This window comes from Flavobacterium sp. 2755 (assembly GCF_031455715.1).
GTDB lineage: Bacteria > Bacteroidota > Bacteroidia > Flavobacteriales > Flavobacteriaceae > Flavobacterium.
Genome location: NZ_JAVDTG010000003.1, coordinates 48,416 through 73,874 on the forward strand (window position 1 = coordinate 48,416; position 25,459 = coordinate 73,874).

The 25,459-nt window shown below is 32.9% G+C and carries 17 protein-coding genes; 4 read left to right on the top strand and 13 right to left on the bottom strand.

Features of this window, described 5'->3' with window-relative positions; translation table 11 throughout:
- Positions 1–21: 21 nt before the first annotated feature.
- The 13 genes from J2Y38_RS07505 to dnaK all read right to left on the bottom strand — a co-directional run bounded on the left by J2Y38_RS07505 (position 22) and on the right by dnaK (position 21,515).
- On the bottom strand, positions 22–810 hold the full coding sequence (locus J2Y38_RS07505; RefSeq protein WP_309840984.1) for a glycerophosphodiester phosphodiesterase family protein: 789 nt from the start codon (positions 808–810) through the stop codon (positions 22–24).
- Positions 811–900: 90 nt separating this feature from the next.
- Positions 901–3,201: a beta-glucosidase BglX gene (bglX, locus tag J2Y38_RS07510; RefSeq protein WP_309840985.1), complete on the bottom strand. Its 2,301-nt coding sequence runs from the start codon at positions 3,199–3,201 to the stop codon at positions 901–903.
- A gap of 10 nt (positions 3,202–3,211) precedes the next feature.
- Positions 3,212–3,925 (bottom strand): prolyl oligopeptidase family serine peptidase, encoded by a 714-nt coding sequence (locus J2Y38_RS07515; protein WP_309840987.1) that lies wholly within the window; start codon positions 3,923–3,925, stop codon positions 3,212–3,214.
- A 13-nt stretch (positions 3,926–3,938) separates the two neighbouring features.
- Entirely contained in the window at positions 3,939–5,312 is a 1,374-nt protein-coding gene (locus J2Y38_RS07520; RefSeq protein WP_309840988.1) for a glucoamylase family protein, read from the bottom strand.
- A 73-nt stretch (positions 5,313–5,385) separates the two neighbouring features.
- Positions 5,386–6,864 (bottom strand): RagB/SusD family nutrient uptake outer membrane protein, encoded by a 1,479-nt coding sequence (locus J2Y38_RS07525; RefSeq protein WP_309840989.1) that lies wholly within the window; start codon positions 6,862–6,864, stop codon positions 5,386–5,388.
- Between the two features lie 4 nt (positions 6,865–6,868).
- Positions 6,869–9,883, bottom strand: a complete 3,015-nt coding sequence (locus J2Y38_RS07530) for a SusC/RagA family TonB-linked outer membrane protein (protein WP_309840990.1) — start codon at positions 9,881–9,883, stop codon at positions 6,869–6,871.
- A gap of 244 nt (positions 9,884–10,127) precedes the next feature.
- The gene (locus J2Y38_RS07535; RefSeq protein ID WP_309840991.1) at positions 10,128–12,872 is read right to left on the bottom strand and encodes a LuxR C-terminal-related transcriptional regulator; all 2,745 of its coding nucleotides are present in this window, start codon (positions 12,870–12,872) and stop codon (positions 10,128–10,130) included.
- Between the two features lie 100 nt (positions 12,873–12,972).
- Positions 12,973–14,157: an acetate kinase gene (locus J2Y38_RS07540; protein ID WP_309840992.1), complete on the bottom strand. Its 1,185-nt coding sequence runs from the start codon at positions 14,155–14,157 to the stop codon at positions 12,973–12,975.
- 220 nt (positions 14,158–14,377) lie between these two features.
- Positions 14,378–16,471 carry a phosphate acetyltransferase gene (gene pta / locus J2Y38_RS07545; protein WP_309840993.1) on the bottom strand — a complete coding sequence of 698 codons (2,094 nt, stop codon included), beginning with the start codon at positions 16,469–16,471 and terminating at the stop codon, positions 14,378–14,380.
- Positions 16,472–16,537: 66 nt separating this feature from the next.
- The gene (gene corA, locus J2Y38_RS07550) at positions 16,538–17,611 is read right to left on the bottom strand and encodes a magnesium/cobalt transporter CorA (RefSeq protein WP_309840995.1); all 1,074 of its coding nucleotides are present in this window, start codon (positions 17,609–17,611) and stop codon (positions 16,538–16,540) included.
- Between the two features lie 181 nt (positions 17,612–17,792).
- Complete coding sequence (locus tag J2Y38_RS07555; RefSeq protein WP_309840996.1) at positions 17,793–18,617, bottom strand: hypothetical protein; 825 nt, start codon at positions 18,615–18,617, stop codon at positions 17,793–17,795.
- Positions 18,618–18,845: 228 nt separating this feature from the next.
- Positions 18,846–19,409, bottom strand: coding sequence for a DUF6252 family protein (locus J2Y38_RS07560; protein ID WP_309840997.1), 564 nt, complete (start codon positions 19,407–19,409; stop codon positions 18,846–18,848).
- 225 nt (positions 19,410–19,634) lie between these two features.
- On the bottom strand, positions 19,635–21,515 hold the full coding sequence (gene dnaK / locus J2Y38_RS07565; RefSeq protein ID WP_056206005.1) for a molecular chaperone DnaK: 1,881 nt from the start codon (positions 21,513–21,515) through the stop codon (positions 19,635–19,637).
- Between the two features lie 418 nt (positions 21,516–21,933).
- On the opposite strand from dnaK, the gene J2Y38_RS07570 reads away from it, so the two are divergent.
- The 4 genes from J2Y38_RS07570 (at position 21,934) to J2Y38_RS07585 (ending at position 25,441) form a co-directional block, all read left to right on the top strand.
- The gene (locus J2Y38_RS07570; RefSeq protein ID WP_309840998.1) at positions 21,934–22,608 is read left to right on the top strand and encodes a hypothetical protein; all 675 of its coding nucleotides are present in this window, start codon (positions 21,934–21,936) and stop codon (positions 22,606–22,608) included.
- Between the two features lie 108 nt (positions 22,609–22,716).
- Positions 22,717–23,985: a Na+/H+ antiporter gene (locus J2Y38_RS07575; protein WP_309840999.1), complete on the top strand. Its 1,269-nt coding sequence runs from the start codon at positions 22,717–22,719 to the stop codon at positions 23,983–23,985.
- Between the two features lie 41 nt (positions 23,986–24,026).
- Positions 24,027–24,611 carry a hypothetical protein gene (locus J2Y38_RS07580; protein WP_309841000.1) on the top strand — a complete coding sequence of 195 codons (585 nt, stop codon included), beginning with the start codon at positions 24,027–24,029 and terminating at the stop codon, positions 24,609–24,611.
- Positions 24,612–24,736: 125 nt separating this feature from the next.
- On the top strand, positions 24,737–25,441 hold the full coding sequence (locus tag J2Y38_RS07585) for a hypothetical protein (RefSeq protein ID WP_309841001.1): 705 nt from the start codon (positions 24,737–24,739) through the stop codon (positions 25,439–25,441).
- Positions 25,442–25,459 lie beyond the last annotated feature (18 nt).

Genomic DNA, 25,459 nt, shown 5'->3' on the forward strand with positions numbered 1-25,459 from the left:
TAGTAAAATGATGATGAAAATCTATTTTTTCTCTTTTAATCTTTCGCTTAAAAGTTCAGGTTCATTTGTGGTAATGTAATTGAATTTATTGGCTATAATCCAATCCATATCAGCCGCTTCATTAACTGTCCAGGCGTTTAGAATAATCTTATTTTCTTTTGCTTCTTTAATCCATTCCGGATGTTTTTTAAAGACAGAATAATGATAATCTACACCGCTAATATTATCTGCTTTTACTTCTTTTGGAGATTTATTTCCTTCTAAATATTGCAAAACTGTTTTCTGGTCAACTAGTCTAATTTGTTTTAAAATTTCATAGCCAAAACTTATGTAACAGGTAATTTTATCTGCTTTTAGCTTTTTGATCGTTTCTACAGACATTAATGCTGTTTTTTGACCTCTTTCTTTACTTATTTCCGAAGGTTTTATTTCGCAGACTAAAAGAGTCTTTTTGTTGTTCTTTTTTCCTTCTGAAATGTATTCGTATAGTGTTGGAAGTTTTTCTCCATTAGAAAGTTTAAACTTTATTAAATCGGCATAATTGGTTTCTTCAATAAGTAATTTGTTATAATGCGCATCGTGATTGATTACAAGCGAATCATCTGCGGTTCTCCAAACGTCAAATTCTGAACCGGGAAGTTTTAAGTCAATAGCATGTCTTAAAGATGCGATAGAATTTTCTGGAAGGTTATTCTTTTTCCATGCGCCGCGGTGTGCTACGATTGCATTTTCTTTAATACAACATGATTGAATAACAATCGCGATTACTAAGAAAAGTGTTGTTTTAAGTGTTTTAATAGTATTCATCATTTTAAGTTTATAGTATTTTAAAAAAATGTTCTTTTATAAAAAAAGCCCTCCGTCAACCAAACGAAGGGCCCTTACTAATCAATAAACCAACTATTTAGTTAACTCAAAACTAACTTTCTTGTCGGCAGTTGAATTTCCTCCAACGAAAATATCGAACTGTCCAGGTTCTGCTGCGAATTGCAAATCAGAATTATAAAATTTTAAATCTTCAACAGTAATATCAAAACTTACTGTTTGTTTTTCACCTTTTTTAAGTGCTATTTTTTGGAAACCTTTCAATTCTCTAACTGGTCTTGTTACTGAACCAACTAAGTCTCTAATGTATAATTGAACTGTTTCTTTTCCGTCGAAATTTCCTGTATTTGCTACATCAACTGTTACTTTTAATTTTCCGCTGAAATTCATTTTATCCGAAGAAATTTTCAGGTTTGAATAATCAAAAGTCGTATAGCTTAAACCAAATCCGAATGGAAATAATGGTTCGTTTCTTTCGTCAATATAGTTAGATCTGAATTTTTCGAATTTACCTTCTGTGTTAGAAAGCGGTCTACCTGTATTTTTGTGTGCGTAATAAATTGGTAACTGACCAACGCTTCTTGGGAAAGTTGTTGTCAATTTTCCAGAAGGATTTACATCTCCAAATAAAACGTCAGCAATTGCGTAACCTGCTTCTGTACCAGCAAACCAAGCATTTAAAATGGCAGGAACTGTTTTTTCTTCGTCAATAATCACTAACGGACGTCCGTCAAATAATACCACAACAACTGGTTTTCCAGTTTTTAATAATGCGTTTAATAAATCTTTTTGTGCTTGTGGAATTTCTAAATTCGTACGGCTGCTTGATTCTCCGCTCATTTCTGCAGATTCTCCAATTGCTGCAATAATTACATCAGATTGCTGAGCAACTTTTAAAGCTTCTGCTAATAATTCTTCTTTTGAACGTGCATCGCGGTGTAATGTTTTTCCAAACATTGTAGCTTTAGTTTCAAATTCTTCGTCGTAATCTAAGTTACTTCCTTTAGCATATAAAACTTTTGTTGATGGTCCTGCAACTTCTTTAATTCCTGCTAATAATGAAACAGCATTTTCCATTCTTGTAGCTACACTCCATGTTCCCGGCATATTTTCTTTAGCATCTGCCAAAGGCCCAATTAAACCAATTGTTCCTGATTTTTTAAGTGGCAGTAATTGATTTTGGTTTTTTAATAATACCAATGATTGTGCAGCAATTTGACGAGCTTCTTTTCTGCTGTCTGCTGTGAATATCTCCGTTTTAGCTCTTTTTTCGTCACAATATTTATATGGATCCTGGAATAATCCTAAATCATATTTTGCTTCTAAAATAAGCCTAACCGCATTATCAATTGTTTCGATAGAAACTCTTTTTTCATCTAATGATTTTTTCAAAGTTCCTAAGAAACCTTCTCCAACCATATCCATTTCTACACCAGCGTTTAATGCCAAAGCCGAAACATCTTGAAGATTACCCATTCCGTGTTCAATCATTTCAGGAATTCCTGTAAAATCTGTTACTACGAAACCTTTAAAACCCCATTGTTTTCTTAAAACATGAGTCATTAACCATTTATTCCCTGTTGCAGGAATTCCGTCAATTTCATTGAAAGAAGCCATAACTGAACCTACTCCAGCGTCAACTGCAGCTTTGTAAGGAGGAAAATAGTCATTAAACATTCTGATATGACTCATATCAACTGTGTTGTAATCACGACCTGCTTCTGGCGCTCCGTACAATGCAAAGTGTTTAACACACGCTAAAATGGAGTTGTTTTTTGAAAGATCGTGCTGTTGGTATCCGTTTACCATTGCTTTTGCAATCTGGCTTCCTAAGTACGGATCTTCACCTGAACCTTCAGAAACTCTTCCCCAGCGCGGATCACGGGAAATATCTACCATTGGAGAAAATGTCCAGTTGATTCCGTCTGCACTTGCTTCTTTAGCAGCAATCTGTGCGCTTCTTTCAATTAAAGCCATATCCCAAGTACAAGATAATCCTAACGGAATTGGGAATGTTGTTTCGTAACCGTGAATAACGTCCATACCAAAAAGCAATGGAATTTTTAAACGGCTTTGTTCGACAGCAATTTTTTGTACTTCTTTAATTTTTTGTACTGATTTTATATTGAACAAACCGCCCACTTTTCCTTCTGCAATATTTTTTGCAACATTTGAGCTGTTTGCTTGTCCTGTTGTAATATCACCAGATGTTGGTAAATTTAACTGTCCTAATTTCTCTTCTAATGTCATTTTTGACATTAATTCTGCTACAAACTCTGACTTAGGTTTAATTTTCACTGTACTTTTTGTGCTCTTTTTTTGAGCGTAACCCAAAACAGCACATCCTAAAAAAAGTAAGACTAATTTGTTTTTCATTCTATTTTATTTATTTGTTCGTATTCAATTTTTTCTGTTTCAACATCCAGTCATAAATTTCCGGATTGTCGTAAACTCGTGTCCAGCTGTCGTGTCCAGCATCATCAAAAATAGTTAACTGAACATCTTTTGCATTACATTTTTTTAATTCTTTGTAAACGCTTATGGCATAATCTACTTTTACCACATCATCTAATAATCCGTGGAAAATTCTGGTTGGAATATTGGCTATTTCACAAGTTTTTTCTAATTGAATTAAATCTACAAAGCCAGCGACAGGTACGTTTGCGGCAAATAGATCCGGATGTGCAAAAGCCAAATTCCACGATGCCCAGCCTCCTGAGCTCAAACCAGTAACATATATTCTTTCTGAATCAATTTTATTTTCTTTCTGAATTTTTAAAATCAATTCGTAAATTGATTCTGTATCCCAATTCTCCTCTTCTTTACATTGCGGCGCTAAAACATAAGCGTCTAACTGATGCGTTTTTAAATATTTAAAAGGTCCATGAATTTTTACTTTTTCAATGTCTGTCCCTTTTTCTCCATCTCCTGAAATAAAAACTATTAATGGCTTTTTATCTTTTGTATTGGCTGGTTTGTGTAATATGTAGCCTAATTCATTATTCGTTACAATAACTGTTTTTATTTTTCCTGTGGTTTCACTTTGTGCAAAACCTAATGCAGAAATAAACAGCAATAATAGACCTAGTTTATATTTCATAATAAATTATTTCTTAAATACCGTATTTAGCAGATTTAAACCCAAGCTTTGTTAAGCCATGTTTTACTTCTGGTGCATTCATAAATAACTTCCACAATAAACCAGTTCTGTAGTTTTCTATCATTACTACTTCTGGCCCTTGATCAATAGCTAAATAACGTTTTGCAACCCAATTATTTCCTAAACTTAGAGCGTCATAAAAACCTGCTTCTCCCCAAGTTTCTTTTTTATGATTGTCATATAAGTTTCGGATTACTGCTATAGATTCTTTTGGCGTATATACTATAGAACTTATTGCAGCTGTTGGTGATATAACTTCCTGATCATTACTTGGCATATGAGCATTGTAACCAATAGATCCATCAGGATTTCTTGAATAAGATGCTGTTAATCCCCAATAATCAGCTCCATAACCTTTTACTTTCTTTGGGTTTTCTACTGCATATTGGTAATTTATTTTGGTTTGATTTACGTTCAAATCCCAATAATTAGCATATTTATCTTTCAATTGATTTGGATCTAATCCTACATAAGAATAATGCGCCCAGAATAAAGGACCGCCAAATTCTTCTGCTCCATTATGTTTTAAAATTAATGGAATGTTATATTTTGTTTTAGAAGAAACAATTCCACCGCTTCTCGCCCATCCTTCGTGATATGCTTTTGCATCTATGGTGTGCGTTGGTGATGAAGCTGCCATTACATAGGTAATCAAACATTCGTTATATCCTTGTAACGGAAAATTCATTTGCCAGGCATAACTTGGGGACCAGTGCCAATACAAAACATTTTTATTGTTCGTATACCATTGCCAGTCAACACCTTTCCAAAGTGCATCGTATTTTTGTGCTACTGCTTTTTCTTTTTCAGAGCCATCTTTAAGATATTCACGAACCGTAATCATCCCTGCAACCAAGAATGAAGTTTCGACTAAATCGCCGCCATTATCCTTGGTTCCAAAAGGTTTTACTTTTCCTGTATTTCCATCGATCCAGTGTGACCATGCGCCATGAAAACGATCTGCTTTGCCTAAAAAATCTGCAATTTTGTTAAGTCTTTCTACTCCTTGTTCTTTTGTAATATAACCTTGTGACATTCCTGAAACCAAAGCCATTAATCCAAAACCTGAACCACCTGTTGTTACAATATTTGAATCGTTTTCAGGATAAACTCCGTCTGGATGAAAACGTTCTCTGGCTAATCCGGAATTTGGTTCTGCATAATCCCAGAAGTATTTAAAAGTTTGTTTTTGAACAGCGTCAAGAAGCTGTTCATCTGTTAATGCAACACCAGAAGTATTTTCTTCTGCATTTCCTTTTGATTTCTCAGCATTGGATCCACAACTAAAAAAAGTAAAAGCTAAAAATAAAACTGAAATTCTAATCATTATAAAAATTTAAATATTGAATAAATAATCACTTCCTTCAAACTTTTGAAGGAAGTGATTTTTAAGATTTTAATTAATAACCAGGGTTTTGAGCTGTTACACCTTTTGACTCCTGAATAACTGTAGATGGGATTGGATATAATTCATGTTTACCAACTACAAAAGTTTTTCCGTTAGGGAAAGCAGGACTTACATCTGCTTTCATTGCAGCTTCGGCTTGTCCAGTTCTTACAAGATCGAACCATCTGTCATGCTCAAAAGCAAGTTCTAATCTTCTTTCTTTATAAATTGCTTTTCTAACATCTGATTGACCTGTTGCTGGAATATCACCTAAACCTGCTCTGTGTCTAATCATGTTGATCAAAGGAATAGCATCTGAAGTTTGCCCTAATTCATTTAGAGCCTCAGCTTTCATTAATATCACCTCAGCATATCGTAAATATCTAAGATTTGTATCTGTAAATTCCTGATTAGAAAAAGCTGATGAATAAGCTTTATAATTGTACATTGGGTTAGATACAGTTGCTGCTATTACAGTTCCATCGTATAATACTGAACCTCTAAAAATAATCGTTGCAGCCCTTCTCACATCTCCAGCTTCATAAGCATTAGCAAGTCCTTGAGTAGGTGTATTGAAACCCCATCCCCATCCTCCAGCACCTCTAGGCGCTTGAGATACTGAGTAATTTCCAATTCCAAATCCAGGAGAAGAAGTTCCTCCAATTCCATTAATTTCAAAAATTGATTCTGAACCAAATTCTCCTTCTTTTTTATACTGTAAAGCATAATCTGAAACTAAAGAATAACCAGTTACTTTATCGCAATTGTCAATCACATTTTGCCATTTTTTTTGGTATAAATTAACCTTCGCTAATAAAGCATAAGCAGATCCTTTAGATACACGTGCAACGTCTGTTCCGCTATATGAAGATTTTAATGGTAAAGCTTGGATAGCATCATTTAAATCTTGTTCGATAAAAGCATAAACTTCAGCTGGGCTTTTACGGATTAACTGCATATTTATGTCGTCTTGATTTCCAGGAATTGGTAAATGATCAACAATTGGAACTCCGCCATATCCTTTAAGTAAAGTAAAGTACATAAAAGCTCTTAAAAATTTTGCTTCTCCTTCTAATCTGGTTTTTAAAGCTGGAGATACTTTTGTAAGCTTTGGAAGCATAGCTAATGCCTGATTAGCTCTATTTACTCCTGCATAATTATAATTCCAAATACTTTGAAATGATGGTGTAGACGCATTAAAAGTCAAAGCATCCAGAACATCTTTGTCTGTACCTGTATCTCCCGGATCTGAACCTTTATCTGCATCGTCGGTCATGATACTAGTCACTCCGTTCCATGCAAAAGAAGACATATCCCAAGTTAAAAATATATTATAAATCGCATCAACCATTGATGTAGCACCTGCATCGCTATCTACCAAAGCAGGATCTGCAGGTATATTTTTTGTTTGGTCTACTTCTAAAAATTCATCTGAACATCCAGACACAAATAATCCAGAAAGTATAAAAAGTGATATATATAATCGTTTCATGATATTAAAATTTTAAGTTTGCACCAACTACAAATGTTTTTAACGCCGGATAAGCATCTAACTCAACCCCTTGAGTACCCGTAACTAATTGACCATCTCCTAAAACCTCAGGTGTAAATCCTGAATATTTTTGAGTAATGAAAGGATTCATGGCATTTACGTAAATTCTACAATAGCTAATAAAACCTTCTTCTTTTAAAGGAAGCTTATATCCTAAAGTTATATTATTGATTCTGAAGAAATCTCCAGATTCTAAATAATATGTTGATGCAACTGGAACCTGATTAAAAGGGGCTGGATTTGAACCTGATGTATTTGTTGGAGTCCACATATCGTTTAATAAAGATACTTCTACATTTTCTCCAGAAAAACGTTGTGCTTTTTTTCCATTATATACTTTTGCTCCTCCTACACCGTATCCGTCTACAGAGAAATCAATATTTTTATAATTTAGTCCAAGAGTAACTCCATAATTTGAAGTTGGTAAAACTGAACCTACATATTTTCTGTCTTTATTTTGGTCTAAAGCGCCTTGAGCTACTTTACTTCCATTTGCTGTATAGTACAACATATCTCCGTTTGTTGGGTCGACACCTGCATATTCATACATATAGAAACTACCTAAAGGTTGTCCTACAGATGTATTATCAAGTATTTTTGTGTTCTGACCATTACCTAATGAACCTCCATTTATTGTTGCAAGCTGAACATTTTTCAAGCTTACTAGTTCATTTTTGTTATGAGAGAAATTACCCCCTATCCAGTAACTTAAATTATCAGTAATTTTGTCATCCCAACGTAAAGCAATTTCGTAACCTTTATTAGATACTTCACCTACATGTGTTGGAGATTCTAATGTGATTCCTGATGTCGAATATGGCTTAACATTTAAAATAGCATTGTTTGTATTTTTATCGTAAACATCAAATGAACCTTTTAATCTGCTATTAAATAATTCAACATCTAAACCTGCCGAAGTTTCTTCAACAATTTCCCATGATAAACTAGGATCAATTTGAGAATTAATAGTTGTTCCTGAACCACCGTTATAATCAACTCCAGATGTAAATGACTGTATGTTTAATGGCACTTTTTGGTTTCCTAATTTACCCCAAGAACCTCTAATTTTTAATAGATCTAAACCTTTTACATCAGACAAGAAACTTTCTTTAGTTACAATCCATCCAAGACCAACCGATGGGAATGTTCCCCAACGATAATCACTAGAATAATTTGAAGATCCGTCACGTCTTACAGTACCAGTTAATAAATATCTGTCCATTAATTTATATTGAAAACGAGCAAAATAAGATGCTAATCGAGCTTCGTTTTCATTGACAGCTTTATAAGTAGTTACACCACCATTTTGTGCGTATGCAACACCGTCAAGTCCCCAATAATTACTATTTGGGTTTACATTCTTAATATCTGCAGTAGTTTTTGATCTTGTACCCGTTACGTTAGCTTCAATACCAGCAGTAACTTCTACATCATGGATTTCACCAAAAACTTTATTGTATGTAAAATAGTTAGATAAATTCCAATTGAAATAATCATCTGTATTTCTTGTTAGAGTATTTGTATTCAAACTCTTTCTATCGTAATTAGCTTCTAACCTATTTGGATCAGCTGCCAGCCAAAGACCTAAATTATCAACAAAATTATATTGTTTATATGTGAAATATTCTCCATTAAATTGTGAAGTAAATTTTAATGATTTAATGATCTCCCAATCTAATTTTAGTCCTACTTGAAGAACAACTGTTTTTTGCTGTTCATTATTATAATCTAAAGCAACTACAGGATTTCCTACTGAATTAAATGAGTCACCAGTTTCACCCACAACTCCATTTAATACAAAAGGTACACCATACTTCCCGTCAGCATATCGAACCGGAACTAACGGTGATTGTCTGTAGGCAGATGTAAATGCAGACATTGGTTGAGGCGTATTTTTAATAGAACTTACACTGAAATTTTGGCTAATTTTAAGTTTTTCAGAAATTTTATACTCATTATTACTTCTAAAAGTAGTACGACCGTATTCTGATCCTTTTAATATTCCATCTTCTTCATAATTTCCCACACTAAAGAAGTATTTAACACTTTCAGAAGATCCAGAAATAGAAATATTATTTTGAGTATAAGATCCTGTTCTAGTTATCTCGTCCATCCAATTAGTGTTATAAAGCTGATTTTCAGAAAATCTCCCTGCTGGAAATTGAGTTCTAAAAGCTGCATTATTATACTGAATGTATTGATCGCTGTTTGCCATTCTTACCTTTTTTAAAGGAGATCTAAATCCAGCATAACTATCAATATCCACAACAACTTTTCCTTTACCAGTCTTAGTGGTAATCATAATTACACCATTAGCACCTCTAGTACCATAAATAGCAAGTGCAGATGCATCTTTTAAAACTTCATAAGAAGTAATATCATTTGAATTGATATTATTGATATTATCAGTTGGCATACCATCTACTACGTATAATGGATTTCTTCCTCCTAATGCAGTACCAACCCCTCTAATAACAATAGACGGTGTACTTCCCGGTGCGTCTGAGGTAGCAACCTGAACCCCAGCTGCTTTACCCTGAATAGCTTGCGAGGCATTAATAACTTTCATTTTAGTTATTTCCTCAGTTTTGATTGAACTTACTGCTGAAGTATTGTCAATCTTTTTTCTCGTACCGTACCCAATTACAACAACTTCTTTTAAAGCAGTATCAGCTGATTCTTTTAAAGTAATTGTCATTGGTGCGGCAGTTGCCGGTACAGAAACTGGATCAAAACCTAACATAGAGACTTTTAAAATGTCACCAGGTTTTGCGTTGATTGTAAAGTTTCCGTCGAAATCTGCATCAGCAGTTGCTCTAGCGTCAGATGAAGCGATAACTGCTCCCGGAACTCCCATTCCGCTGCTGTCAACTACTTTCCCTTTAATTGCTTGTGCTTGTCCAGACATATAGACTGGTAACAATAAGAGCACAAATAAGCTAAAAATAAAATTTTTCATACAGTTTGTAATCGTTTAAGTTAGTAGAGCCAAATTAAGCAATTACAACGTTGTAGTACATCAAATACCACTACAGCATAGCTACATCATTGTGTTAAAATACAAGCGTATCCTAATGATTATCAACATCATAAATGTTAAATTAATTTCGTTAACATAACCTTATGATGTAGTAATGATGTATTGGAATTATGTAAATTTTGATGTAGAAAAATATAAATTCTTTAAAAAACAAACTCAATTCTTACAGAGTTAATAAAAACTTTGACAGGTTTTCGTCTTGAGTCAGATTTAATTTCTTTCTTAGACGATATCTGTGCAGTTCTACACCTCTAAAAGAGATGTTCATCATAGGTGCAATTTCCTTTGAAGAAAGGTTCATTTTAAGATAAACACACAGTTTTATATCCTTTGGAGTTAAGTGTGGATATTTTTTAGAAAGATTTATAATAAACTCGTTATGAATTTGATTTAAATTGGTCTCAAATATTTCCCATTCATGTTTATTTACTTCATTTATCTTGATTGCTTTTTTGATTTCGCTTTTAAGTTTATTGAAATCTTTTTCTGAATCTAAAATGCTTTGGATATTTTCAATCATTTCGCTTTGTTTAGCAATAGACAATGATTTTCCGGCAACCTCAGAAGATTTTGTCTGCAGTTCCAGTTCTAAAATATGTTTTTCGTATTCCTGAATATTTAATTCGTTTTCCTTTTTTAATTCCATTTCCAGAATTTCACGCTGGTGTTTTAATTCTTCGGCCTGTAATTTTAATTTTTGAGTATAACGAAGTTTATTCCATTTATAATAGAAAAACAATACTGCTCCTATCAATAATAGATAAAGTAGAATCATCCAAAAAGAGAAATACCACGGCTGCGCAACTTTAAAATCAAAACTGGAAACTTTATCATAATTAGCCCCGTCGTGTTTAAAAATTACAATGGAATGTGAACCGCTGCTTAAATTATTTAAAACTATAGCTCCATTTGAAATTGGGATATAATTTTTGCCTTTATTTATCTGATAAAATAAATTTGGTTTGCTTGCACCATATATTCCGGAAATAACATTTATTCGAAGTTCGGTATTGTGTTTTATTTTCCCATCGTTCTCCAGCAGTTCATTATCATTGTAAGCTTCAACTTTAACACCTTTGTTTTGTTCATTTTGATATTCTAACTGAAGTGAAATAAAACCATCATCAAGATTGAGTAAATAATGGTTCTGACTTCTGAAAATTCTCAGATTTTCGTTGATGAGTTTTCCTTTATAATATTTCTCCTGAATAATATTCCAAATAAACTTATTATCGTGCGAATAGATATGATATAAAATTCCGTCCTGAAGAACCATAAAATGATCCTTATCGATTGCTACAACGTCAGAAATATTTTTGAAATTGGTATTGAATAATTCATTTTCTTCTAATTTATTCGAAATAGAATTAAACGTGTACCAAACGTTATTAATCAGAAAAAGTATTTCGTTTCTAAATTCAAAAATCTTAACACCAAAATCGTTTTTGATTTTACTTTGCTGTGTGATATTTTCAACCTTTACAGTTTTGAAATTATCATCCAAAAAAACTCGGTATAATCCGCGGTAATTATCAGCTGCCCAAATTTCATTTTTTTTATTTTGGGCTACATATTTAATGGGTTTCGAAAGATCATTTATTCTTATATTCTGCGATAGTTTTGACGCATCATCATAAACTAAAACGCCGCTGTAAGTAGACTGAAAGTAAGTATCGTTAATAGTACTTTTTGATAAGTTCCAGCCTCCGCTCACATTATTTATTTTTGCTAAAGCTCCGTTTTCATAACAAAAAGTTCCGTCATTATGACCTATAACATATTTACTGCCAATTTTGGTAATATTCCAGCCCTGTCCTTGCGTGTTAGGAAGCATTTTAAAATTACCCGAATCAAATTCAAAAATTCCATGATTTGAAGCAATTAAATATCCCTTATCAATAGTTGCTACTGAATATACTGATCCCAAAATTCCAGAATTATCGTAAAAGAATGAAATAGGAGAATTAACCTCAACATGTGCAAGTCCGTTATCCAGACCCAGCCATAAATCTTCTTCTTTATCAAAACCAATACTTAAAACCGAATTATTCATTAGAACATTATTTCGGTCGATATTTTTAAAAGTATTGTTGCTGAAATCGTATATAAAAACGCCTTTGTTTCCTGTGCCGATAACTAGTTTATTGTTTTTAATAAACTTGGCTACATTAATTCCGTTAGATTTTAAAGTTTCATTCAATGGATTATTCCAGGGTTTTAAACCTCCGTTTTCAACAATGAAAATTCCTTTTTTTTGTGTAAAAATATAGGTCTTGTTTTTATCCTTTTCTATAGCGTGAACAACCGTATTTTTTAAAACGTCCCAGCCTTTCGGATTTGCAATTTTGGAACCTTTCATTTTAAAAAGACCTTTATCTACAGAAGCAACATACAGATCTTTATCAACAACGAAACAGTAAGAAATTAAAAAAGGAAATTTAATTTTTTTAATGTGTTTTCCATCGTAAATAAAAACATCATTAAAAGACTGAAAATACAACGAACCATTAAACCTGAAAATTTTCCAGATTTCTTCATTGTCTTTTTCAGCAAATAAGCGAAGATTTTTGGTAATAGAAACGTAACGCATTTTACCATTTTCTCTGTACCAATAGCCAAATTCTTTATATGAACCGGAATAAATTCGGTCTCCTTCGATTAAAATAGAGCGAATAATAGTTTTGTTTGGCAGAGCATATTTTTCCCAAATAACGCCGTCATAACGCAATAAATAATGGTTATTGGCAAAATACATGGCTTTGTCTTTACCCTGAGCAACATTCCAGATTTGATTGTCGCCCTGATAGTCTGATTTATTATAATTTTCTACGAAAGGAAGAAGTTCTTGTGCTTGAATTTGAAAAGCAGCGAAAAACAAGAAAATTGATTTTAAAAGTATCGATTTCAAGATATTCGGTTTTAAATTCAAAGATACTGACAAATATTCATTTTTTGACGCAAAAAAGCCTCTCGATTGAGAGGCTTACTTTATAACAGAATTTATCTTTTTAATTTTCTAATAATAGATAAACCTGATTTGCTATTTCATATTCTTCATCTGTTGGTACAACCAGAACTTTAGTTTTTGAATTTGCCGTACTGATTTCTCTAATTTCTTTTGAACGAATTTTATTTTTTTCCTGATCAATTTCAATTCCAAAATAATCCATATCGGTACAAATCAATTTACGCATGTACGAAGAATTCTCACCGATTCCTGCAGTAAAAATGATAGCGTCTAATCCGTTTAAAGCTGCTGTATATGAACCAATTGTTTTCCTGATTCTGTATGCGTTCATTAATAAAGCTAATTGGCAATCTTTATTTCCTTCTTCGGCTTTCGATTCGATATCACGAAGGTCGCTATAACCAGTTAAGCCAAGCATTCCACTTTGTTTCAGCAAAATAGAATTTACTTCATCTGGTGTATAACCTAAATTTTTAACCATATAAAAAATGACAGATTGATCTATGTCACCCGCGCGGGTTCCCATAACCAAACCATTTGCCGGAGAAAACCCCATTGTTGTATCGATACTTTTTCCATCTTTTACAGCGGTCATACTGCAGCCGTTTCCTAAATGGATCGTAATTATTCTCGAACCTTTTTCTAAATAACCAATAGCTTTTTCTGAAACATATTTATGGCTTGTTCCATGAAAACCGTAAACACGAACTTTATGTTCTGTTAAAAGGAAATTTGGAATAGCATACTTATAAGCCTCAACCGGAATTGTCTGATGGAAAGCGGTATCAAAAACGGCTACCTGTTTTGCTCCTGAAAAAATTTCTTCGGCAACATTTATACCTACTAAATGCGCAGGATTATGAAGCGGAGCCAGCTCTGAAAGTTCTTTTATTTTTTCTTTAACTTCTTCGGTAATTACGGTTGTATTGGAGAAATAACTTCCGCCATGCACCACTCTGTGTCCAACTGCCGTAATTTCTGAAGTTGTTTTTATAACTCCTTTTTCAGCATCTAACAGCATATCTGCAACCTTTTGCAAACCAATTTTGTGTGTTTGAATAGGTAGTATTTCTTCATACGAATTTGAAGCTGTTTTAAACGTAATATTTGATGTTTCTAAACCAATTCTATCGATCATTCCGGTACAAATTACTTCGTTTTCCGGCATAACCATTAATTGGTATTTTATTGATGAACTTCCCGAGTTTATAATTAGTATTTTCATTTTTTATATTTTTGCCACAAAGGCGCTAAGTCACTAAATTTATTTTAATCTCGAAGACATTTTTTTGTCGAGATTGGCACGCAGATGACGCGGATTTACTTCGTAAAGACGCGGATTAAAACGGATTTTTTATTCTATCAAAAATAAAACCCGTGTAAATCTGCGTTTTCGCGGTAGCGAATCAGTCTGATCTGCGTTCTATTTTTTAATTTTTAATTGATTATAATCCCTGCGCTTGTATTGCCGTAATTACAACCGTATTGATAATATCATCGACTGTACAACCTCGGCTTAAATCGTTTACAGGTTTGTTTAAACCTTGTAACATTGGACCAATTGCCAATGCTCCTGTTTCTCTTTGTACGGCTTTATAGGTGTTATTTCCGGTATTTAAATCAGGAAAAATAAGTACACTGGCCTGTCCTGCTACTTCAGAATCGGGCATTTTGCTTTTTCCAACTGCACGATCTACTGCCGCATCGTATTGAATTGGCCCTTCAATTTTTAAATCAGGACGTTTTTGTTTTACGATTTCGGTTGCGGTTCTCACTTTGTCCACTTCATCTCCTTTTCCTGAAGCTCCGGAAGAATAAGAAAGCATGGCGATTTTTGGCTCAATTCCGAAAGCTGAACTTGATTCTGCTGATGAAATGGCAATTTCTGCCAATTGCTCTGCCGTAGGATTTGGATTAATGGCACAATCCCCAAAAACAGAAACTCTGTCTTCTAAACACATAAAAAATACGGACGAAACTACAGATGAATTGGGTTTTGTTTTGATGAACTGAAGCGCTGGTAAAATAGTATGCTGCGTTGTATGTGCTGCGCCCGAAACCATTCCGTCTGCATGGCCTTTGTACACCATCATAGTTCCGAAATAAGAAACATCTTCCATTAAATCCCTTGCCATTGTAATACTTACGTTTTTAGCTTTTCTAAGTTCGTAATACGTATTGGCGTAATCTTCGTAAAGTTCCGATTCTGTTGGATTAATGATTTTTACTTTCGAAAAATCTAGTGAAATTCCCAGTTCAGTAACTTTGTTTTCAATTTGTTTTTTGTCCCCAATAATTGAAATATCAACTACATCCATCGCTAAAAGCCTTGAAGCAGCTATAATAATCCTGTCATCATTTCCTTCTGGCAGGACGATGTGTTTGCGGTGCTGTCTGGCTCTTTTAACCATGTTGTATTGAAACATTTTTGGCGTCATGCCTTCTGCTTCAAAAGTGATTAGTCTTTCAGATAAAGCGTCATTATCAACGTATTTCTCGAATGTTGTTATTGAGGTTTCAATCTTATGCGTATTATTAGCGTAAATTTCAGATTTAATAGATCCAATTTTGTTTGTAATATGATAAGTACCTCCATCAACAGCAATAATTGGAACAATGGCCGAAAGTCCTTCTATCAGCTTTAAAATACTTTCCTCCGGAACTATATTTCCTGTTAGGATAATCCCTGAAATGGTCGGGTAATTTGCTGATTCATTTGCTTGTAAAGCACCCAAAATAATATCAGATCGATCCCCCGGTGTAATTACAAGTGCATTATTATGTAAGTGAACTAAATAATTGTGCAATTGCATCGCTCCCACGCTAAAGTGACCAATTTCATTATTAAGGTAATTTTCTCCAAACAAAACTTTCGCATTAAGCTCATTTACAATTTCCTGCATTGTAGGGTTATTTAAACTTGAAACCAGCGGAATTGTATTTACTAAAACATTTGGAGGAAGGCTTTTTTGAAGACCTTTGGTAACTAATTCAATATTTTCGGGCTGCACTTTATTGGCAAAAACTGATAAAACTTCAACCTCTTTTACTTTAAATGAATCGTAAACTAAATACAAACTATCAACTAATTCTTCTAACGTTTTTCCAATTCCTGAACCAATAATTATAGTTGGAATTCCAAGGTTTTTTGCAATTAAAACATTCAAACCTAATTCGATAGAAGTTCCTTCTCCGGTAAAACTTGTTCCTTCAACTAAAACAAAATCAAATCGCTCTTCAAGCTTCTTATATTTTTCAATAATTAAGTCTAAAACCTCTCCTATTTTTCCTTTGTTTTTCTTTTTAATCAGTTTACTTTTTGTAATGGCATACGCATCTTCAAACTGAATATCAAGGTTGAAATAAGACAAAACTGTTTCAATATGATTATCTACTTCACCATCAACAAAATCTTCGATTATAGGCCTGAAATAACCCACTTTAGCCGTTTTACCAATCAAAATACTCATTAAGCCGAGTGTAATTATCGACTTTCCGCTGTTTTGGTCGCTTGTGGCTATATATACCGCTTTACTCATAATTATTTATATTATTCTAAATACTAAATCTATATAAAATCATTTTTTTCTAAATTGAAATACACATTAAAACCAACGTCTTTTCTTGAAATAAATGATTAATCCCAACACTAACAAAAACATAATGCCCATTACTACAAAATAGCCGTTTTCTGTTTTGAGTTCCGGCATGTTTTCGAAGTTCATTCCATACACTCCAACAATAAAAGTCAGCGGAATAAATATGGCTGAAATTATAGTCAAAGTTTTCATGATTTCATTCATTTTTCGGCTTTGTTCCGAAAAATAAAAATTAGAGGCACTTTCCAATGCGCTCATATCTGATTCTATCTGCTCTAAAAGTTCTAAACTCTTTTGATGAAGTCTGATAAAGAAATTAAATGTTTCTTTCTGAATCAGGCCGTTATTTTCATCGTCATCTTTAATCGTTTTTAGGTAATACAAAGAATCCCGAAGCGGAACAATTGATCGTTTTAAAAAATTAAAATTATCCCTGTGATTCTCAATTTTCTCCAGAATAACAGGATCAGCGCCTTTTTTAGTTAAATTGATTAATTCTTCGATCTTATCTTCCTCATCTTCAATTGTAATGTAGAAGTTTTCCATTACGGCATCTAAAAGTAAGTACAAAAGATAATCTACTTTTTTAGTTCGTACAATTCCCGCATGTGTGCGAAGGCGTTCGCGAATATGTGTAAAGAAATCGCTTCGTTTTTCCTGAAACGAGATTAAAATCCCCTCTTTTAAAATAAAACTAATTTGTTCTACGCTAATATTATCTGAATATTCAGAAGGCAAAAGCGATTTTATATTGAAAAATAAAACATTTTGCTGTTCTTCTAACTTCGTTCTTTTGGTTGTATTTAAAATATCGGCAAGTAAAAAATCATCTAATTTAAAATGCGTACCAATCGTTTTAAGCAAACTAATATCATTTAAACCGTGAATATTCAGCCAGTTATTTTTAGAATAATCAAAACAGGAATTTAAAGCTAAGACTGTAAATTTATCATACTCAACAACATCGGCATCATCATATACAAAAAGCTGCATTTCGGCTTCCTGTTCTTTATGCGAGCCTGTATATTCTAAAGTTATGTGTTGGAGTTTTCTTCCCTTTTTGTATTTAATCTTTCTCATTCAAAAAAATTTACAATAGTAATATTACGAAAAAGAATCTGAATGGGAAATGACAATTGTCACTTTATGAAAATCTTAAAGGCAGACGCACTGCAGTGCGTCTGCCTTCATAACAATTGAGGAAAAAACCGAGCCATTTCTGAATCGGTTTTCGTATTGAATTGTAAATAACGATTAATATCTATTTTTTTGATTCATTCCAAAATCTTAAAGGATAGGTCCATTCATTAGAATAAAAATGAGGAGATAATTTATTTCTAAAATCGGGTAGAAAAATATGATTTACAGGATGATTTTCAACTTTTAATATGCTAGAATAGGACAAAGCTTCAAGAACGGTTTGGAAATAATTTTTATTTCCTTTACAAAATCCTTTTAATATATTTACTAAGCCAGTAAGATTTATTTCTTCTCCATTTTCATCAACTCTCTTAACAAAATTTTCCACCCAGTCCTCATTTTTTATCATTTGATTTTCATAAGGTAAATCTATCACCAAATCAGCATATAAATATTCAAGACTATATCTATCAACCGAACCGCCTCGAAAGATTTTAAGAAACAGCTGCTCAACTACTTCTTCGTTTGTCATCTTTTCTGATTTCCATTCCAAAGTACTTAACTTTTCTTTGGTTAGATTTGTTAAATAATGAAATGATGAATATTCAGAAATTAAGCAGTAATTCCCTTGTACTGCACCAGAAATAAATTTTTCATATAACTCCTCTTTTTTAGCTTTTTTTATATGATTATAAATCTCATCTACGACTTGGTTTTTAGTTAGGTTTTCCTGAGGTAATTTTAAACTATCAAAAATAAATTTGTAACGGTTTTGGCTGTCTTCATTTTGATCAATATCGTTAACCCATTTTCCTTCAGCTCCATCGTAGTTCCAATTAAAGCAAAAGATAGAATAAACTAAATCATAATCAAGATTATTGTTTATAGCAATTTTTTTTATCTTCCTTTTTGCTTTATCTGTTATGTTGATTTTAGTGACTTGCATATCTTTTTATTACTTTGACAAATGATTACTTTCTATTTAAAACAGCGTGAAATAAATCAATAATTCTCTTGTTCTAATTACAAATATATTTCTTATAAATTTAAAGAAGAAAAAGAATTTTGCAAATTCAACAGGTTTCCAAAACCGGTCGGGTTTAATTCCAAAAAGCAAATCCATAAAAAAAACCGAGTCATTTCTAACTCGGTTTGATATAATTTTCAATGCAATTTATTGTTTGTAAACAGTATATGATAAATTAGTAAATACTCCATTTTTTACTTCAAAAACTTCTGGAGTTACTATTTTAGTTTGTAATGCATCCCCTTTTACAGCTTTAAAACTAAATGTTCCAGAAACCGTCTTTTTATTAGGATCCATAGCGGTAATTGTTATTTTTCCAGAAACAGGAATGTGTTCTGTATAGGTATTTCCGTCAATTAAATAAGAATTTATGAATAACGCATCACTAACCTGTAATTGTTTATCTTCTTCGTCCATTTCTTCGTAAAAATTATATTCTTTTAATGGCATTGCATCTTCAGTAGTAATAGCGCTTTCACACGCAAGCATAAGCATTTTAGAATTGTCCTGAATATTTATATCAAAACGCTGCCCCGCTCCAGGAATTTTAATTAAAGTAACACTATTAATTTTTGTAGGTTTCCAGTCTTCTCCATTTATAACAGCAGAAACTGAGTTTTCATTATCAACAGCATTATCATCGTTGTCACTGCTGCATCCGGTAAATAGAATAGTCAGGAAGATAAACCCGAGGCTTAAGATTTTTTTCATGGTATTTTTTGTTTTAGGTTATTTTTCCCAAAACTAAGCTAAAACGAGATAATTAAATTGAGGGAAACCTCATTTTGCGAAGTTTTTTTTAATTAAATCACTCTTAATTCCTTTAATACTGAAACACAACAATTTAAAAATACAAACAAAAAAACCGAGTCATTTCTGACTCGGTTTTTATATTCAATTGTAGAAACGCACCGCAGTGCGCCTTTACGTAGTAAATTATTTTACTTCTTCGAATTCAACGTCTTCAACATTGTCTCCAGATTGCTCTTGTTGTGGAGCAGCCTGCTGCCCTTCACCACCTTGAGCGTACATTGCTTCTGTAGCTGTTTTCCAAGCTGCATTTACATTGTCTAATCCTTTTTGGATTGCCTCAAGATCTTGAGATTGGTGAGCAAATCTTAATTCAGTTAAAGCAAATTCGATAGCTGTTTTTTGATCGTCTGTTAATTTATCTCCCAATTCTTTCAATTGACTTTCAGTTTGGAAAATAGTACTATCAGCTTCGTTCAATTTCTCAGCTCTTTCTTTTGCAATTCTGTCAGCATCAGCGTTAGCTTCAGCATCTTTTTTCATTTTTTCGATTTCTTCAGCTGTTAATCCAGAAGAAGCTTCGATACGGATATCGTGAGATTTTCCAGTTCCTTTATCAGTTGCAGAAACTTTGATGATACCATTAGCATCGATATCGAAAGTTACTTCGATTTGAGGAACTCCTCTTGGTGCTGGCGGGATACCATCTAAGTGGAAACGACCGATAGTTTTGTTATCAACTGCCATAGCTCTTTCTCCTTGTAATACGTGGATTTCAACAGATGGTTGAGAATCAGCAGCAGTAGAGAATACTTGAGATTTTTTAGTTGGGATAGTTGTGTTAGACTCGATTAATTTAGTCAATACACCACCCATAGTTTCGATACCTAAAGAAAGAGGTGTTACGTCAAGTAACAATACATCTTTTACATCTCCAGATAAAACTCCACCTTGAATAGCAGCTCCAATAGCAACAACCTCATCAGGGTTAACACCTTTAGAAGCTTTTTTACCGAAGAATTTTTCAACTTCGTCAGCGATTCTTGGCATACGAGTAGAACCTCCAACAAGGATTACTTCGTCGATATCAGATGTAGATAAACCTGCATCTTTTAATGCTTTAGCAACTGGCTCCATAGAACGTTTTACTAAAGTATCAGATAATTGCTCAAATTTAGCTCTAGATAATTTTTTCACTAAGTGTTTTGGTCCAGAAGCAGTAGCAGTTACGTATGGTAAGTTGATTTCTGTTTCAGCAGAAGATGATAATTCAATCTTAGCTTTCTCAGCAGCTTCTTTTAAACGTTGTAATGACATTGGATCTAAACGTAAATCAATACCTTCTTCAGATTTGAATTCGTCAGCTAACCAGTCAATAATAACCTGGTCAAAATCATCACCACCTAAGTGAGTATCACCATTTGTAGATAATACTTCAAATACACCGTCTCCTAATTCAAGAACAGAGATATCAAAAGTACCTCCACCTAAATCGTAAACAGCAATTTTTTGATCAGTTCCTTTTTTATCTAATCCGTAAGCAAGTGCAGCAGCAGTTGGCTCGTTGATGATACGCATAACTTTAAGACCAGCAATTTCACCAGCTTCTTTAGTAGCTTGACGTTGTGCATCGTTAAAGTAAGCAGGAACAGTAATAACCGCTTCAGTTACAGTTTGACCTAAATAGTCTTCAGCAGTTTTTTTCATTTTTTGAAGTGTCATTGCAGACAATTCTTGAGCAGTGTATAAACGACCGTCAATATCCACACGTGGCGTATTGTTGTCACCTTTTACAACACTGTAAGGAACTCTTTTTGCCTCTTCTTGAGTTTCAGCAAAAGTGTGTCCCATAAAACGTTTAATAGAAGCAATCGTTTTTGTAGGATTCGTTACTGCTTGTCTTTTTGCAGGATCACCTACTTTAATCTCTCCACCTTCAACAAAAGCGATGATAGATGGTGTAGTTCTTTTTCCTTCTGCGTTAGGGATAACAACTGCTTCGTTACCTTCCATTACAGAAACACAAGAGTTCGTCGTACCTAAGTCAATTCCGATTATTTTACCCATTTTTTATATATTTAATTTTGATTTATTTTTTATAACTCAGGTGGCATAAGTCAATCTTTGTGCCAAGATAAAAAACCAAAGTAAATTGTCAGTTTTAATATTGGCACGACAATAATCATCTGACAACATGACATTTTTCAAGACTGACAACCATGGCATAAGCCTATAAATATGTCATAATTAAGGAGCTTATTCCCGCTATCCGCTATATCTTTTATGCCGAACCCCGGCACAAAAGGATGCCGCTTCTATCGGGGCTAGGGCATTAGTTTTCAGAAGAACTTTTTGTCTTTCTCCAATCAGAATAATTTTTAATTAAATATTGAATTAAGTACATTAGCTTTTTTTAGTAATAAACTAGAGGTAATAGCGGAACTTTGGCAGTTATAATACCAGAACAAAAAACATAAGATAGAAAATGGATTGGCGATTTAACACTATATGGCTTGAACAATTAGAGCAAAACAAAATCTTTAGTAAAGACTTTAAGGAAAATTCTATTCATACTGAAAACAAGAATTTTGACGACTCTGAATATGCAATTATATGGCATCTAAAAGAAAAACTACACTCATTTGACAATCTATCTGAAAACGACAAACTTTTATATCTTGAACTAAATTCTGCAAACGTTAAAAATTTTACAGGAATAGAAAAATTTAATAATCTCAAAAGACTTGAACTTCATTACTGTACAAAACTGCAGGACGACAAAGGGCTAAGTCAAGTTAATAAAAATTTGGAATTTTTACATATTAACCAATCTAAAAAGTTCAAATTTACTAACGAGCTTTTGAAGCTAAAAAAGCTTAAAGTCTTATGTTTAAATGTATGTGCTCCGATTGAAAACCTTAACTTTTTAAGTGATTTTCCAAATCTCATTGACTTCCGTTTTGTAAATACGAACATTTTAGACGGGAATCTTAAACCAATTCTTGAACATCCTACAATTCGAACAGTTGGTTTTTTAAACAAGAAACATTATAACTACAAGTCAGAGAAAATCAAACAAGAGCTTGAAAGCAAGTTTGATAAAGAATATAGAACGGTTATTCAAAAAGGTCAATATTCAACTTATAGATACGATTACTAAAAAAATGCAATAGCCACTAAATTTGTACAATTTACTTAATACAAATTATCAAAACGAAACGGTAAAGTCTTTTGCCCAAAAAACAACTGAATAAAATTAATCCAAAAAATGGAAAATTACAGCATCATTATATTCATACTTGCCATCGTTATCGGTTTATCTGCCTTTGCTGATAAAGCAAAACTTCCCTACCCTATTCTTCTTGTAATTGTTGGAATCGCCATTGGTTTTATCCCAACCATGACTGAAATCCAGATCAATCCCGAAATTATCTTTTTGATATTTCTACCGCCATTATTATATGATGCTTCTTTTAATATTTCTCCAAAGGATTTTAAAACCAATCTCAACACTATAAGCACATTAGCAATAACTTTAGTTTTTCTTACTACTTTTTGGATTGCCGTTGTCGCTCATTATATGATCCCGAATATAACCTGGCCGCTGGCATTTGTACTTGGCGCCATACTTTCTGCAACCGACGCCGTTGCCGCTGTAAGCATTACCAAAGGACTCGGAATATCTCATAAAACCATTACAATTCTAGAAGGCGAAAGTTTAATAAACGATGCTTCGGCACTTGTTGCCTATCGTTTTGCCGTTGCCGCCGTAATGGGATCTGCTTTTGTAATCTGGAAAGCAACGCTGCAGTTCATCTTTTTATTAGGAGGCGGTTTTCTGGTAGGAATGGTGATTGCAAAAATTCTTGCTTTTATATTAAGTAAAGTACATAAAAACACCAATGTCACGATTAGTTTTATGCTATTGATGCCGTTTGTAGCATACCTTGTGGCAGAACAATTTCATGTTTCAGGCGTAATTGCAGTAGTAGTTTCCGGATTGGCAATTGCTCGTTTCAGCAAAAAAATATTCCCCGAAAATTTAAAAAACAGTTCCCGAAGCCTTTGGGATATTATCATCTTTCTATTAAACGGATTAATCTTTATTTTAATTGGTCTTAATTTCAGGTATCTATTAAAAGATATTGATAACCATATGATTTTGCCTTATATTGGTTACGCTTTTATCATTACAATTGTAGCTTTGTTAATTAGGATGGTTAGAGTATTTCTTCAGAAAATAAATCTTCAAAAAGCCTTTAAAAAGAATCGCGGCGGAAAAAGAAAAGTCAGTGAAGATGCGCTTTTAGACTTTAATAATAGTATTATTCTAGGCTGGTCTGGAATGCGCGGCATTGTATCTCTTGCCATTGCAATTGGACTTCCAAAATTCCTTGAAGACGGCACTCCGTTTCCCGAAAGAAATACAATCATTTTTATTTCTGTAGCGGTCGTACTTTTTACGCTTATTGGGCAGGGACTTACACTTCCGTGGATTGTTAAACGATTAAATGCTAAAAGCGAAAAAGAAGAATAAGTTTTATCATTATTAAAACCAGAAAACAAAAAGTCGAAATAATGACAAATGATTTTGTATCTAATTATATACAAGCAACTCTAAATTCTGAAGAATCAATTGAATTCTTAGTAGCAAAAAAGAGATATCTACCTTTAAGAAGGGAAGATTTTATTAGAATTCCAATGCTTGCTTTTTTTTCATTTCTTGCCTATTTGATGGCAAAAAATATCTTTTTAAACGGATTCTCAAAAGGATTTACTGCCTATTTTTCATTCATTTTATTAATATACGTTTATCTTCTTTTTATTGTAATAAAAAATTATTGCAAAAGATATTTAGTTGCTTTCAAATGGAAATATATAGTCACAAACAAACGCTTATTAATTTTAAATCATAAAAATTCAATTGAAAATTCTTTTTATTATGATAATTTCCCTCAAATTGAATTTACTGAAAATTTAAGTGGAAATGGCTTTATAACTATTGGAGAAAAAGAACCTTTCTTATCAGAATCAAGTTCATTAATAAGTTATAGAGTTGGTGTTAATTTTAGTGAAGAAGATATCGTTTTATACAATATCAAAAATGTAAAAAATGTATGTAATTTAATAAAATCAAGAATTACAAATTATGCCGTGGAATAATTTATTGGATTTTCTAAATAAGAGCAAAAACTTGAAGAAAATTTAAAATAAAAATAAAACATCCCTTCAAAATACAATACTATTTTACCTACATTAGCTTCATTAACTTTAACCAAAAACTTCTAATGAAAAAAGTAGTATTACTGGCGATTGTCTTTGTTTTCTTTTCCAATTCTTACGCTCAAAAAACAGAATTAAGAGTTTCCTTAGATTCTGGTCTTTCTGCTTTTGGAGGAAAAAGCGCAGAATCATCTTCTTTTATTTTAGATTCTGAAACTATAGGTTATGGATATACCAATAATCCTTACGGATCAAAAAATGCACTCTCATACGGAGTTTCACTAAATCTAAAAAGAATAACCAAAGTTAATTTTATATACGGTATAGGAGCTGGTTATGAAAATCTGCGAAGCAAAACTTCCTTGACATCTGTATTTAAATATGAAGAAGCTATTGCTGTTCCCGTTTCTGGCGAAACTTTCATGAATGTTAACACCATCAACGTTAACCCATTTGCCGGATATCGTTTTAATGCAGACACATTTCCTATCGATTTAGTGGCAGGTCTTGATATTGCAAATATCCTAAGTACTAAAGAAAAAGGAGATGCAACTGATACAGATGGAAATAAATATACTACGTCTAGAGACAGAAAAACAATAAGTACAGATTTGCGCCCAAGAATTCAAATCTCAACAGATTATAAAAAATTTGGTATTTATCTAGGCTATTCTTTCGGATTAAAAAATTATCTGGATGGGTATGTTGGCGGCACAAACGAAGCTTACTCAAAAATCTTCAGATTTGGTGTAACGTATCAAGTACTATAAAAAACTAAAAACTCTGAA